We start from the raw sequence: 14,528 nt of genomic DNA, 5'->3' as shown, positions 1-14,528 counted from the left end.
ATAGGTCGGGCTTTTCCTGAAAGGAAGGCTGGGCTGAAGGGGCCTGGCGCGTGAGGCCGCATGACCGAAACAACCCGTATCTCCACCGGCAATACCGGTCTTGATCTGATTTTGCGTGGAGGGTTGCCGCCAGAAAGGCTCTATCTGGTCGAAGGCGAGCCAGGTTCGGGCAAGACCACCTTAGGCCTGCAGTTCCTTCGCGAGGGCGTCGAACGCGGCGAGCCGGTCCTCTACATCACCCTATCGGAAACGAGCGAAGAGCTGCGGGCGGTGGCCGCATCCCACGGCTGGACGCTGGACGGGATCGAGCTTTTCGAACTGTCGTCCGCCGACGAGGTGCTTGGCCAGGGGCGTCAGCAATCGATCCTCAACTCCTGGGAAGTGGAGCTGGGCGGCACTATCCGGCTCATCCAGGAGCAGGTGGAGAAGATCAATCCGCGACGCGTGGTCTTTGACAGCCTGTCGGAAATGCGGCTGCTGGCCCAGGACCCCTTGCGCTATCGCCGCCAGGTTTTGGCTCTCAAGCAGTTCTTCGCAGGTCGCAAGACGACGGTTCTGCTGGTGGACGACCTGTCGACCTCGGGCGGGCGCGATGCGCATCTGCACAGTCTGTGCCACGGGGTGATCACCCTTGAGCGGCTGACGCTGCAGTTCGGCGCCGCCCGCCGCAGGCTGCAGGTTCAAAAGCTCCGCGGCGTGGACTTCATCGCCGGCTACCACGATCTGACGATCCGCAAGGGGGGGCTCGAAGTCTTCCCAAGACTGATCGCTTCCGAACATCACGTTCCCTTCACGGGCGAGCCCACACCGAGCGGACTGTCAGAGCTCGACGCCTTGCTGGCCGGTGGTCCCCTGCGTGGCTCCAGCACCTTGATCAGCGGCCCGGCGGGCGCGGGTAAGACGACGCTTGCCCTGCAATATCTCTACGCCGCCTGCGAGCGCGGCGAGCCGACAGTCCTCTATGAGTTTGACGAGCGGATCGGCACGCTCCTGGTCAGGAGCAAGGCCATGGGAATGGACCTTGAGCGACATGTCAGGGAGGGTTGTCTCAAGATCCAGCAGATCGATCCGGCGGAGATGTCGCCCGGCCAATTCGTCGCCCTGGTGCGCGAGGAGGTCGAGGTGCGCAAGGTTCGCTTGATCGCCATCGACAGCCTCAACGGCTACATGGCCGCTATGCCGCAGGAGCAGCAGATGCTCCTGCAAATCCACGAACTGCTGTCCTATCTGAACCAGCAAGGCGTCACGACGCTGCTGATCAATCCGCAGCATGGGCTGGTCGGCACAATGTCATCGACCCTGGACGTCTCTTACGTATCGGACGCTGTGATCCTTGTGCGCTTCTTCGAAGCCGGCGGTCGCATGCGCAAGGCCATCTCAGTGATCAAGAATCGCGGGGGCGCTCACGAAGACTCAATTCGGGAGCTGCGCGTTGATAGTCGAGGCTTGCGCGTCGGCGAGCCGCTTGTGGACTTCAAGGGCGTGATGACCGGAACCCCCGAATACATCGGCGAGCCTCAGCCTCTTTTGGAAGATCGCGCTTGATGAGGGAGCGGTTTGTTGCCGCCTGAGTTTGAGCAGGAAGGGCGGCTGGTCCTGATCTGCGCGCCCTTCGGCAGTGACGGGGCCAATGTCGCGCGCCTGGCGGAGCGTGCTGGCTACAGCGCGGCGACCTTCGACCGGATTGAAGTCTTGGCCGCGCGGTTGGACGATGGCGTGGGAATGGTTGTCGTCACCGAAGAAGGCCTCGCTGGCGATCTTCGCTTTCTGCGCCAAGCCTTGGAAGAGCAGCCATCCTGGTCGGACATCCCCGTCCTGTTGCTGGTATCAAAGAACATCCATCGGCCCGGCGCGGCCGACGCAGCCCGCATCTCCGTCCGGGGTCTAGCCAACAATCTCGTGGTGCTTGAGCGCCCTCTGGGTTCGACCTCCTTGATCAGCGCGATCGATTCGGCGCTACGCAGTCGCCAGCGCCAGTTTCAGACGCGCGATCACATCGCAGAGCTTGTCAAAAGCCGCAGAGACCTGGCTGAAAGCGAGGCGGAACTGAAACGCATCGCTGACGCTCTGCCGGTGCTGATCGGCTTTGTCGGATCGGACCTGCGCTATCGCTTCGCCAACCGCGCCTATCTGGACTGGTTCGGCCAAGAGCCTGAAGCGGTGCTTGGAAGGCACGTCAGGGAGGTCGCCGGCGAAGAAGCCTTCGCCGCCCGATGGCCAAGTATGGAGCGGGCGCTGGCGGGCCACGAGGCGCGGCTGCAACTCAGTTGGCCTCACGCCGACGGGCGACGTCGGGAAGCCGACATTCGCTATCTGCCGCGACACGACGCCTCCGGCGCGGTCGATGGTTTCCACGTCTTTGTCATGGACGTCACTGAGCGGGTGATGGGCGAGGAAGCCTTGCGCCAGACCGCTGAACAACTGGAGGAGCGGGTCGCCGAGCGCACACGCGAACTGCAGGCCGAGGTCGAAAGTCGCGCCCAGACCGAAGCGGCGCTGCGCCAAAGCCAAAAGATGGAAGCGGTAGGTCAGCTGACGGGCGGTATCGCCCACGACTTCAACAATATGCTCACCGGCATCATTGGCGCTCACGACATGATCCGTCGCCGGCGCGCGGCCGGCCGTGACGACGATATCGACCGCTACATGGATGCGGCCTCGGCCTCGGCGGCGCGCGCCGCCGCACTGACCGAACGTCTTTTGGCCTTCTCACGCCGCCAGACCCTCGACCCCAAGGCCGTCGACGCCAATCAGCTCATCGCCTCTTTACTCGACCTGCTGCTGCGCACGGTCGGCGAGCACATCCAGGTGGAGGTCGCCCTGGAGGCTGATCGCCCGCTAGTCGTCGACGCCAATCAGCTCGAGAGCGCCATCCTCAACCTGTGCATCAACGCCCGCGACGCCATGCCGACGGGCGGGACGCTGCGGATCGAGACCGCTCTGGTCGACGACAGCGGTGATGAGAGCGGCATGCCGCAATCTTACGTACGGATCGCCGTGCTCGACACCGGCGTGGGTATGGCCCCGGAGGTCCTGGATCGGGTGTTCGAACCGTTCTTCACCACCAAGCCCATCGGCCAGGGAACCGGACTCGGGCTGTCGATGGTTTATGGCTTCGCCAAGCAAAGCGGCGGGCAGGTTCGAATCTTTAGCAGCCCCGGCGGCGGCGCCACGGTCGAACTGCTGCTCCCCGTCGCCCAAGCGGTGGAGGCCGCCGCGGCGCCGACCAAGCGCCTCTCGGACCATGACGGTGGTGGCAAGAGCGTCCTTTTGGTGGAGGACGACCCGTCAGTTCGATTGCTGGTGAGGGACCTTTTGATCGAGCTGGGCTATGCGGTGATGGAGGCGGCCGAGCCCCAAGCGGCGATCGCTCACCTGCGCTCCCCTGAGCCGGTGGACTTCATGGTCTCCGATGTCGGCCTGCCTGGCATGAACGGGCGTCAGCTAGCGGAAGTAGCGCGCCAATACCGCCCTGAGCTGCCGATCCTGTTCGTGACCGGCTATGCCGAGAACGCCGCCATACGTTCGAGCTTCTTGGGCACCAACATGGACATGATCGCCAAGCCATTCGACCTGAACACCTTGGGGGGAAAGATCGCCGAGTTAACGGGCGCGCAGAACGGCTAGGCCGTCCTGGATAGATCCGATCCGCTGCTTACCACCCGCAACGCAAAAGGGCCCTGGCCGGACTACCGGTCAGGGCCCTTCGACATTCAAAGTTTGCCGCTAGATGTCGCGAGCAGGGCTTGTTGTCCCGCCCGCATATGGCGCTTGGCGGCCGCTGCGATCGTCAACGCTCACGTCGTCGCTTGAACCGGTGAAGGAGCGGTCCTCACGTCGCAGGCTGCGTTCACGCTCGATGTCTTCTCGGCTGTAGGGCTGAGCGTCCTGGTTGAACTGCGTCCAGCCGGCCTCGCGGTAGGCTGCGCCGCGGCTCGAGGCGTCAAAGCCGTTGCGGCCGTTCAGGAGGGCCTCGATGCGATCGGCTTCGCTATCATCGGCGCGGACGCTGACCAGCGTTCCGCCGCGCCGAACGCCTTCGGAATAGACGTTGGCTTCTTCGTCTGAGTGACCAGCTTCCTTCAAGGCGCCCAGGAGGCCCCCGGTCGCGCCGCCGGCCGCCGCTCCGACAGCCGCGCCAACGGCGGTGGAGGCCAGCCAGCCTGCAGCCACAACGGGACCAAGGCCAGGAATGGCCAGCATGCCAAGGCCGGCCAGCAGACCTGCGCCGCCGCCGATCAGGCCGCCGGTCGTGGCGCCCTTGCCAGCGCCGTCGGCCACGTCGTTTTCACCGTCGCCATTGGCGTCGCCGAGCGGGCCGGCGCCCGATGCGTGCTTGTGGCCTTCGTGCCAGTTGTCGCTGTTGTTGGAGACGATGCTGATGCGTTCATGCGAAACGCCGGCCGTCTCCAGATCGGAGACTGCGGCGAGCGCTTCAGTGTGGCTGTCAAACAGCCGCGTGACGGTGCGGGTCATGGTCAATGCTTCCTAGATTCAAATTTGGGGGTGCGGTCGAGATCAGTTGGGCGTCACGACGCCCTTGTAGTCGACCGAGACGGTCACTTGAGCGCCGTCCTTGGTCGCCGGCGCCATCCACAGGCCCTGTTCGTTCTGCGTCAGGGCGCCGATTGAAGAGTAGCCCGCCTTCTCGATCGCACCGCGGGCCTGGTCCTCTGTGAAGGAGCTGGCGCCCGCCGCCGGAGCCGCGTCATCCGTGGTCGGGGTGGTGTCGATCGCCTCGTTGCGGGGAGCCTCGGAGGTCGAGACCACCGGGCCGGCCGTGTTGTCGGTATTGTCTTCAGGCGCGCCACAGGCGGAAAGGCCCGCCGCCATCGTCAGGGCGGCCAGGCTCAGCATAATTTTCGTCATTGGATGTCTCCGTGCTGACGCAACTAAGACGCGGCAGCTACGGAGGTTCCGCTATCGGCGGCCGCGCTCTTGCATGACGAGGCGGTTGCGTGAGACTTCGTCGGCTCCGGCGAAAAGGGTTCACCCATGTCTCATTCCCAAGCAGCAGGCTGGGCAAGGCGCTGTGGGTTGCTGATCGTCGCCGCGACCTTGACGTCTGCGTCCGCCGTCGCCCAAACCTCGAACTTTCGGGCGGTCAAGATCGTCCTGGTCGGAGATTCCACCACGGCGGTACAGGGTGGTTGGGGGCCAAGCTTCTGCGGCAAGCATGTCATGTCCGCGGTGGCCTGCGTGAACCTGGCGCGCGGTGGTCGCAGCACCAGCAACTACCGGGCCGAGGGCTCATGGAATGTCGCGCTCAGCGAGATGAAGTCCGGCGGATTTTCCGCCACCTACGTCCTCATTCAATTCGGTCACAACGACCAACCCGGCAAGCCCGGCCGCTCCACGGATCTGGCCACCGAGTACCCGGCCAACCTGAAGCGCTATGTCGAGGAAGTGCGGGCGGCTGGCGCGATCCCGGTCCTGGTCACGCCTTTGACCCGCCGCCAGTTCACTGACGGCCAACTGATCCGCGACCTCGAGCCCTGGGCGCAGGCGACGCGGCAGGTGGCCGCCGAGACCGGCGCGCCCCTGGTCGATCTGCATGCCGCCAGCACCGCCGCCGTGCAGGCCATGGGCGCGGCGCAAGCGACCCGCTTGGCCCAATCGCCGCCCACGCCCGAAATTCTCGCCGCCGCGCGGACCGGAACCACGATCTCGTCCAAGCCCGCCACGCCGGCGGCGGCGGCGGCTGCTTCTCCCAAACCGCCACAGCAGAACAACGCCCAGATCGAGCCAATGGGCCAGGCCAAGCTTGCGTTCGACTACACGCATCTGGGGCCCGAGGGCGCCGACTACTTCGCCACCATGGTCACCGCTGGGCTGGTCCAGGCTGTGCCCGCCCTGCGGCGCGACCTGATCCCCTGACAGGGCCCTTACGGATCGGGCTGCTCACGCGCCCGGTCGCGATAGAAATTTGCCAAGACCTCGAACGCGGCCTTGCGTTGTCCCGACGGGGAGATCAGGCCCTTGCGGTTCCAGCCCTGCTGATACAGCGGGTGTTGCCGGCGCGGCGCGCGGAAGTCCTTGAGCACCCAGGGCGACATGCCCGCGACCGTGGGGACCTTGCTCACCATCGCCAGGGTCTGGACGTAGTAGCGCGCCTGGAAGTCCTCGGAGAACTTGCGCTGAAGCTGCGGGTCGCTGAACCCCGCCTTGGCGTCGGCCCCGAACTCCGAGAAGATCAACGGCTTGTCGGTCGCCGCCCAGCGCATGGAAGGCACCGCATCCAGCGTGTCGTCCCCATACCAGCCGCTGTAGGTGTTGACGGCCAGCACATCGAGATGCTCGCCCAGCGGGTCGTTGATCACCGTCTGGCGACCATCAGCGGTCTCGACTCGATTGGCCAGCAGGGCCGCCGTCACCAGTCGCGTGTCGTCCAGAGCGCGAACGTCATCGACAAGCCGGCCCAGGAAGCGGTTGCGTGCGTCGCTCACGGGCGTCTCGTTGGCCACGCTCCAGAAGGCGATGGAGGCGCGATTGCGATCCCGTCGGATGTTCTCGGCGAGCATGGACCGCGCCAGGGTCAGGGTCTTGGGATTGGCGAAATCGACCAGCCAGTAGACGGGGATTTCGCTCCACACGAGCAGGCCCATCTCATCGGCCAGGCGGGTGGTGATCTCGGCATGGGGATAGTGGGCTAGGCGCACGAAATTGGCGTCCAGGCCGTCCTTGGCCTCCATCAAAAGCGCGCGGGCGGAGGCCTCGGTCATGGTCCGGGACGGGTTCTCGCCCAGCTCCTCCTCGTGCAGGCTGATGCCGCGCAGGAAGATCGGCTTGCCGTTCAACAGGATCTGGCCCCCCTTGGCTTCGAGGGTGCGCAGACCGACGCGATCCGTCAGCTGATCGCCTGCCGCCGCGATCGTGACGTCGTAGAGCGTCGGCGATTTCGGCGACCACCGCGCCAGGTTGCGCGGCGCCTTGACCTCGCCCGTCCAGGCGCCCTGGGCGTCGGTGGTTCCTGACAGGGTCAGGCCCAGTTTGGCGATGCGCACGGTGACGGGCTGGCCGGCGGCGGAAGTGCCGTCCAGATGGACGGTAGCGGCGATCCGGCCTTGGCGATCCAGTCGCACCCAGGCATCATCCACGAAGGTTTGCGGCGCATAGACCAGCTTCACGGACCGGGTCAGGCCGCCATAGTTCTCCCAGTCGGTGACAGGCGGGGGCACGCCCTCTGGCGTCTGCGTCGAATCCACGCCCACGGTCAGGTTGTTCTCGCCGTCGCGCAGGAGGTCGGTGACCTCGAACGAGAAGGGCGTGAAGCCACCCTCATGCTCGCCGACCTTCTTGCCGTTCAGATAGACCTTAGCGGTGTAGTTGACCGCCTCGAAGCGCAGGAAGGCGCGCTGGCCCGCCGGCGGCTTGGCCTGGAAGCGGCGCTGGTACCAGACAAGCCCCTGATAGTGGCGAAGCTCGGGGGTGTGCGTCAGCCACGAGGCGGGCAGGTCGGCCGTCGCCGAGCGCTGCATGTCGTACTCGTAGAGCGCGGTCGGGTCGGCGCGGGTCACCGCATCGACGTCGCTGTCTTCATAGCGCCGGTGCCCGACCCCTGCCTCGCCGCGATGAAAGCCCAGCAGGCCATCGCGATAGGGATCGATGGAATAGGTCCACTGGCCATCCAGGGACTGGCCGGCGCGAAGGTCGGCCCGCGTCAGGATCAGCCCCTGCGCCTGACCGCCCGTCGCGGCGAGCAGACCCAGGGCCAGGGCGGCGCCGGCAAGAATGGAGCGCAACATGATCGGTCTCCTAAACGTCTTTGATCGCGATTGATGACGCGATGACTAGCGCGGGCAACCCGTCGCGGAAGTCTTGACCAGGCGAACGTCCTCGATCTCGACCTGCGCGCCGGCCTCGCCTCGCAGCACGAAGGGCTTGCCGATCTTCGCCAGACCCGCGCCCTGCGTGGCAAAACATGTCAGGGGAACGCTGGCCGACGTCCAGGCGCGGGCAGGCACCAACGGCTGATCTGCGCCCTCGACGCCAAACCAGACCGACGCCGACGAGGCGTCGATGCGCCGATAGCGCACGCTCAATCCATAGCCGTCCTTCGCCAAGGACGTCAGGTCGACCGGGCGGCCTCCTAACCACGCCGAACCCGGCTTGATGAAGTCAAAGCGCCTAGCCGACTCCTGAGCGCCGCCGTCGATGGTGTCGTAGTGCACCGAGCCCGCGGGACTGGTCGACTGACGAAGCTGACCAACCCGCATGGTGCGACCGTCCGCGTCCTGCAGGGTCAGGGACCAAGGGGCCACGATGCGGCCATCGGCGAAGTAGCGGGCCATCGGACCCGCGCCCGGCGCCACGCCGGACTCCTCCTTCAGAGCTCCGACCTGGCCGGGCTTGGCGTAGGACAGCCCATAGCCATAGGCGAACTGCGGATCATAGCCGGCGTCGCCAAAATTGAGCGGGCCCTGGGCGGCGGTCTTGGGCCAGGAGAACGACAGGCGGCCGGTGAAATCCCGCACTGGCTTGCCGTCCTTGCCCGCCACCAGAACCTCGGCCACGGCCCCGGCCTGACTGCCGGGCAACCAAGCCGCCACGAAGGCGTCGGCCGCGTTGATCTCGAGATTGGTCCATAGCGGCCGGCCTGACAGGAACAGCGCAACGGTCGGCACGCCTTTGGCGCGCAGGGCCTTCAGAAGGGCCAGGGGCTCGGTCGGCGCATAATCCAGATTGTCCACGTCCCCTTGGAACTCGGCATAGGGGTCTTCGCCAAACACAACGACGGCGACGTCGGGCTTTTGGGCGAAGGCGCCATCGACATTCAGCTCCGCCGAGCCTCCCGTAGCCTCGACGGCGCTCTTGAGGCCTGCCCAGATCGACTGGCCGCCAGGGAAGTCGGCGTTGGTCGTGCCCGTGCCTTGCCAGGATATCGTCCAGCCGCCCGAGGCCAGGCCGATGTCGTCGGCGGCGCGCCCAGCCACCAGCACCCGCGCGCCCGGCTTGACCGGCAACACCCCGTTGTTCTTGAGCAGGACGAGCGACTTGGCCACCGCTTCGCGGGCCAGATCGCGGTGGGCGGCAGACCCGATCACCGAGCGGTCGCCCTCGATGGCGGGGCGGGGGCCAAACAGGCCGGTCTTGATCTTCACGCGCAGGATGCGGGCGGCGGCTTCGTCGATCCGCGCCTGCGGGATTTCGCCCGATCGGACCTGGGCCAGGGTGTTGGCGTAGAGACCCCGCCAGCTGTCGGGGGCCATGTACATGTCCAGGCCCGCGTTCATCGCGGCCGCGCAGCTTTCCTTGCTGCAGCCCTCGACCTGACCATGGGCGTTCCAGTCGCCGACGACGAAGCCTTTGAAACCCAGGGGGCCGCGAAGCACGTCGGTCAGCAGGCTCCTGTTGCCCGTGTGCTTGACCCCGTTCCAGCTGGAGAACGAGGCCATGATGGTCAGCACCCCGGCGTCGATGGCTTCGCGATAGCCCGACAGATGCTCGGCGATCAGCTGCGCCTCGTCGCCCTTGAAGTCGCCCTGGTCGAGTCCCGCGTCCGTGCCGCCGTCCGCCAGGAAATGCTTGGCCGATCCGGCGATGTGACCATTGGCCAGGGTGCGGTCGGGGGACAGGACGCCTTGCAGGCCAAGCGTCATGGGGCCGGCGTAGAGACGGGCCAGTTCCGGCGTCTCGCCATAGCCTTCATAGGTGCGGCCCCAGCGATCGTCGCGCGGGACAGCCAGCGTTGGACCGAAAGTCCAGTCGGCGCCCGTGGCGGCGACCTCCTTGGCGGTGGCGACACCGATACGCGCCACAAGATCAGCATCGCGCGCGGCGCCCAGTCCGATGTTGTGCGGAAACAGCGTCGCGCCCACCAGATTGTTGTGGCCGTGGACCGCGTCGATGCCGAACATCAGCGGAATCTGGGTTCCCGGCCGCTCCGCCGCCGCGGCTCTGAAGGCATTGACCATAGCCAGCCACTTGGCCGCGTCACCGCGCTCATCGCCAAAGGGGCCAGAACTTCCCCCCGCCAGCAGCGAGCCCAGCGGATAGGTCTTCAGGTCTTCGGGCTTGATGTAGCTGATGTCAGCCTGGATGGTCTGGCCGACCTTTTCCTCCAGGGTCATCTTCGACAGCAGATCGCGCACCAGGGCTTCGGTCGCCGCATCTTCCATGGCCGCGGGGCTAGCCGAACGGGGCCAGTTTTGGGGATGGGCCTGACCTGGCTGGGCCTGTGAGCCGCTGGCCAGGGCGAGAGCGGCGGCGCTGGCGATGAGGGCGGCGCGGATCATGGCTTACTCCAACAAAAAAGGGCGCAATGACCGCCAGACTAGACGGCGGGCCGCGGCAGGCACACCGCCAGCCAGGCCGGGCCAGGCCGCCCATAACGGCTCGAAAGTTCGCGGCTCAGGGCGGCATACTTGGGGTCCAGCACAGCGGCCAGCGCGAAGGTGTTCACAGAACCGCCGGGCTTCCAGGGATGGGGCGCGTATTCGGACTGACCGGCGGCGGCGCGGTCGCGGTCGAACTGGATCTTGGAGTTGGCGAACTCGATATGAGTCTTGTCGCCCCGGGCGTAGGCCGCGAACCAATCGAGCGAGTGGGGCAGACTGGAGCCGCTCGGCGCCTGGTAGGAGAACCAGTCCTGGCCGTTGGCCTTGGCCGCCAGCATCGCCATGAGCAGCGGGTCGAAATTGTAGGTGACATAGTGCAGGGCGTCGCGCTCGTGGAAATCGAACGTCGTGCCGTCGGCGTTTAGATTGGCCGCGACCTGGGCGCGGTAGGCCTCGCGGGCGCGGGTGATCAGCGCCGTGTCCCCGGTCAGGAAGGCGCTCATGGTCGCCAGCTTGATGCGGTGGCTTTGCCAGTTGGTGTTGGCGTTCCTGGGGCCTGCGTCCATGGCGTCCAGATAGCCGACGGCCATGCGCCGCCAGAACCCGTCCATCCGAGCGCGCAGCGCCGGCGGCAGGTCCTGCTTGGTCAGGTCGTATGACAGCATGAGGGCGTCAAAGCCCGTCTCGTCGATAGGGTTGAACGACATCTCGTAGATGTCGGCCCAAGCCTTCAGATAACGGGCGGTCTGGTCCAGATAGGCGCGCTCGCCAGTCAGGCGCCAGGCCAGGGCGAAGTCCAGGGTGATCGGGTGATCGGCCTTGGCCTTGATGCTGATGTCGCGGATCCCGTGACCGGGCAGGGTGCCCTCGGTATGGAGCTTGGGAATGGCTCCCGCCGCGCGTCCGCGATTAGCCGCCGCGCGTTCCAGCACGCGTTGAAGCTCGGGGGCGGACTTGTCCGAAGACGCCGTTGCAGGGGCGCAGATGGCGAAACCGCCGGCGGCGAGTGCCGGCGCGGCGGTCAGAGTGGTCAGCAGGGCTGCGAAGATCAGGGTCGATCGCATCGAACGCTCCCATAAAAGAGAGGCCGGGCCCCTTCCGGGACCCGGCCTTGAACTTAGAACGTGGCGCGCAGGGTCACTTGATAGGTGCGGCCGTCGTAGTCGATGCGGCGTGGCAGCATCGGGTCGTTCTCGTATTCCGAGCGCGTCGCGTCGGTCAGGTTGAACGCATCCGCCGAGATCGTGAGGTTTTCACGGATCTTGTAGGACGCCGACGCGTCCAGCTGGCTGCGGGCCTTGACCGTCCGCGCATCGCCCACGAACGAGTTGCCCGCCGCCAGGTCGTACTTGTCACGCCAGTTGTAGACGAGACGCAGCCCGAACTTGTCGGCCTCGTAGTAGCCAATCAGGTTGATGTTGTTCTTCGACACGTTGGGCAGCGTGATCGCCTTGCCGGCCTGATCCTTCCCGTCGATGGTCGTGTAGGAGTAGTTGAACGCCCCGCCGAAATGGCGCCAGAAGCCCGGCAGGAAGTCGAGGTTCTGCTGGATGTTGAACTCCACGCCGGTGACCGTCATGTCGTTCTGGTTGGTCTGACCGCTGACATTGACCTGAGCGTTCTTCAGTACGCCGCCAGCGCCGATGAACTGGTTGGAGCTGATGCAGCGCGGGGTGCCGGCCGAGTTGTCGATCGACAGGTTGCCCAGGTTCTGGTCGAGGCCCGGGATAACCCCATTGGCGGGGCAAAGCTGCGCCGGATCGGTGATCGGGCCGATATAGCCGCTGATCTCCTTGCGGTAGGCGGCCAGGGCGATCAGCCCGCCCGGACGATTGTACCACTCCAGCGACAGGTCATAGGAGTCGGAGGTGTAGGGCTTGAGGCCCGTGGCGCCGATGGTGACCGTATAGACGGGATCGACCGGCGGGGTCAGGTTGATCGGCGCCGCCACGAAGCTGGTGGGCACGATGTCGCGCGGACCGGGGCGCACATAGGTGGAGTAGGCCGCGGCGCGCAGGATCAGGTCCTCGCGCAGGTCGGCGGCGAGCACCAGGGACGGCAGCCAGTAGTCGTAGTTCTTGTCGGTCTTGGCCGTGGTCAGCGAGTGATTGACCGGACCGGCGACCACCGACGTCGCTGCCGAGCAGTTTATGCAGTTGAGCGCGGTGATCTCGTTGTTGGTGTACTCGTAGCGCACGCCCAGGGCGCCGCGCACCGGGATGCTGAGCACTTGGGTCTGGAACTTGCCCACCGCATAGGCCGAATAGATCTCGTCCTTGCTGGTGAAGTTGTTGTTCCAGTAGTTGCCGTCCCAGTAGTTGTTGATGAAGCCATACGGGGTGAGGAACACGCCCGGAGCATTGAGCGCGAACTGGTCGGGCAGGCCGTTGGGATTGGCGGCCGTGCGGGGCGCGGTGTTGATCGGCGTGACGACCGACAGGATCTGTTTGACGTCGACATTCATCCAGTTGGACGTGGCGCCGTCCGCCTTGCCGCCGAAGAAGTCGCGGGCATAGGACAACTGGGCGGCCATGGCCGGGGTGATGTTCTGGGTCAGTGAGCCCAGGGACGTGTTGCGCGAACCGCTTGAGGTGAACTCGCGGCGCTCGGCGCGGCCGCCGAACTGGATGGCGGTGATGAAGCCGTCCTCGGCGAAGGTGCGCTCCAGATCGAGCTGGAACGAGTCCAGATCGTTCTTGGCCGAACCGTTGGTGCCGGTCACCCCAAAGCGATCGCCTGGCGTGCCTGCCGCCTGACCGGGCATCTGCGCGCCGGCCTGGGTGGCGGCGTTCGGCGTGGCTGGGATGGGATAGCCCCCAGTGGGAATGTGGGTGCTGCGCGGCGTATTCAGGACGGCAGTGTAGTCGGACAGATCCGTCCCGCCCAGGCTGACCGAGGTGGTGATGCCGTTGAGGCCGGCCGCTCCCAGGTTCCGATAAGGGTTCTGGACGATGTCGAATTCGATCTGATCGGCCATCGCCTTGGCGCGAGAGACGGTCAGGTTGGCGGTGGCGCGCCATTCATCGTTGTCGAACTGGAGGGTCGGATTGATCGCCCAGGTCGAGTTTTCCGCAGGCTCCGAACGGATGGAGTCAAAGGTGTTGATGTTCTCGGCGGAGAACGAGTTGATATAGGCGCGATCACCGTTGGGCGTCTTGACGATGTAGGGCGTGCCGATGTTGCTGATGCGTGCGACCGCCGAGGTGGCGCCCAGCGCCGTGTTGGAGCCCTGGCCCGCGGTGGCGTCGATATAGAGCAGGTTGTTGGTGGCCTCATCCAGCTTGCGCTTGGTGAAGAAGCCGTTGGCCCCGAACTTCCAGTTGTCATTGATCCGCCACTCGAAACCGGTGGCGCCGGACCACGTGTCGCCACGGTTGAACTTTACCAGCTGGCGCGTCTGGCTGGGATAATAGACCCCGCCCGGATTGGCCGCGATCAGGGCGTCATAGACGGGGTTCTGGCCGGGGACGGCCTGATTGCCGACCTGGATCGATCCCAGGCGGTTGGCCCAGGAGTTCACCGTGATGGAGTCGCGGCGGAACTTCTCTGACTTGTAGGCCAGGACGCCGAACACCGCGAAGTCGTCGGTGAGGTGCTTGTTGTAGCCGACCGTGGCCAGCGGGCTGCCCAGCTCACCCAGCTCATTGTATTCGTATGCGGTCTTCAGGAACCCGCCGTCGGTGCGCTGCAGGGCCGGTGCGATGCGCAGGTCCACATTGCCAGACAGGCCGCCCGCGAGGTCGGCCGCGGTCGGCGACTTGATCACGTTGATGGCGGTGAAGATGTCGGAGTTGAAGGCGCCCAGGGGGGTGGAGCCGTTGAGGATCGGATCGGCGAAGGCGCCGCCGTTCAGGGTCGTGCGCGCGAAGGTGCCGGGCAGGCCACGCAGCGAGATGGTCGCGTTACGGCTGTCAGCCTCGCGGTTGATCTGAATGCCGGGGATGCGCTGGACAGCCTCGCCCACGTTAAGGTCGGGGAAGCGGCCCATGCCGTCGGCCGAGATGCCGTCCGAAATCTGCAGCGTATCGCGCTTGGTGGCGATGGCGTTGGCGTATGCGGCCCTGAAACCGGTGACCACCACCTCTTCAACGGCGGCCTCTTCGGCGGCGGCGTCGTCGGGCGCGGCGGTCTGGGCGAAAGCAGGCGACGTGGCCAAGACGGCGCAGGAAGCCAGGAGCGCGGCGCGTAGCGCCCCACGATGAGCAGTATTCATATTCCCTCCCCAACGCACTATGGCGTCTTTGTGCCTAA

Annotated in this window: 9 protein-coding genes; 3 read left to right on the top strand and 6 right to left on the bottom strand. The window is 65.8% G+C overall.

What is annotated here, in order from left to right:
• Nucleotides 1-60 precede the first annotated feature (60 nt).
• Nucleotides 61-1,545, top strand: coding sequence for an ATPase domain-containing protein (locus O5K31_RS16090; protein WP_269714760.1), 1,485 nt, complete (start codon nucleotides 61-63; stop codon nucleotides 1,543-1,545).
• A gap of 15 nt (nucleotides 1,546-1,560) precedes the next feature.
• Nucleotides 1,561-3,627 carry a PAS domain-containing protein gene (locus O5K31_RS16085; RefSeq protein WP_269714759.1) on the top strand — a complete coding sequence of 689 codons (2,067 nt, stop codon included), beginning with the start codon at nucleotides 1,561-1,563 and terminating at the stop codon, nucleotides 3,625-3,627.
• A 99-nt stretch (nucleotides 3,628-3,726) separates the two neighbouring features.
• Here the strand turns inward: O5K31_RS16085 and O5K31_RS16080 are convergent, their stop codons facing one another.
• Complete coding sequence (locus O5K31_RS16080) at nucleotides 3,727-4,476, bottom strand: hypothetical protein (RefSeq protein WP_269714758.1); 750 nt, start codon at nucleotides 4,474-4,476, stop codon at nucleotides 3,727-3,729.
• Nucleotides 4,477-4,518: 42 nt separating this feature from the next.
• Nucleotides 4,519-4,869, bottom strand: a complete 351-nt coding sequence (locus O5K31_RS16075) for a hypothetical protein (protein ID WP_269714757.1) — start codon at nucleotides 4,867-4,869, stop codon at nucleotides 4,519-4,521.
• A gap of 168 nt (nucleotides 4,870-5,037) precedes the next feature.
• Here O5K31_RS16075 and O5K31_RS16070 point away from each other — a divergent pair, with 168 nt between their 5' ends.
• A complete protein-coding gene (locus O5K31_RS16070; RefSeq protein ID WP_442867732.1) occupies nucleotides 5,038-5,877 on the top strand; it encodes a rhamnogalacturonan acetylesterase in 840 nt (279 codons plus the stop codon).
• An 8-nt stretch (nucleotides 5,878-5,885) separates the two neighbouring features.
• On the opposite strand, the gene O5K31_RS16065 is transcribed toward O5K31_RS16070, so the two are convergent.
• The 4 genes from O5K31_RS16065 to O5K31_RS16050 are packed head-to-tail and all read right to left on the bottom strand — an operon-like array spanning nucleotide 5,886 to nucleotide 14,490.
• Nucleotides 5,886-7,745 carry a glycoside hydrolase family 2 protein gene (locus tag O5K31_RS16065; RefSeq protein WP_269714756.1) on the bottom strand — a complete coding sequence of 620 codons (1,860 nt, stop codon included), beginning with the start codon at nucleotides 7,743-7,745 and terminating at the stop codon, nucleotides 5,886-5,888.
• 45 nt (nucleotides 7,746-7,790) lie between these two features.
• Nucleotides 7,791-10,235 (bottom strand): glycoside hydrolase family 3 protein, encoded by a 2,445-nt coding sequence (locus O5K31_RS16060; protein WP_269714755.1) that lies wholly within the window; start codon nucleotides 10,233-10,235, stop codon nucleotides 7,791-7,793.
• 38 nt (nucleotides 10,236-10,273) lie between these two features.
• The gene (locus O5K31_RS16055) at nucleotides 10,274-11,341 is read right to left on the bottom strand and encodes an alginate lyase family protein (protein ID WP_269714754.1); all 1,068 of its coding nucleotides are present in this window, start codon (nucleotides 11,339-11,341) and stop codon (nucleotides 10,274-10,276) included.
• A gap of 53 nt (nucleotides 11,342-11,394) precedes the next feature.
• Nucleotides 11,395-14,490 (bottom strand): TonB-dependent receptor, encoded by a 3,096-nt coding sequence (locus tag O5K31_RS16050; RefSeq protein ID WP_269714753.1) that lies wholly within the window; start codon nucleotides 14,488-14,490, stop codon nucleotides 11,395-11,397.
• Nucleotides 14,491-14,528: the final 38 nt, after the last annotated feature.

This window comes from Caulobacter sp. NIBR2454, from assembly GCF_027474405.1.
Classification (GTDB): domain Bacteria; phylum Pseudomonadota; class Alphaproteobacteria; order Caulobacterales; family Caulobacteraceae; genus Caulobacter.
Note: the sequence above shows the minus strand (reverse complement) of the source record. Positions and strands in the feature narration are given on the sequence as shown.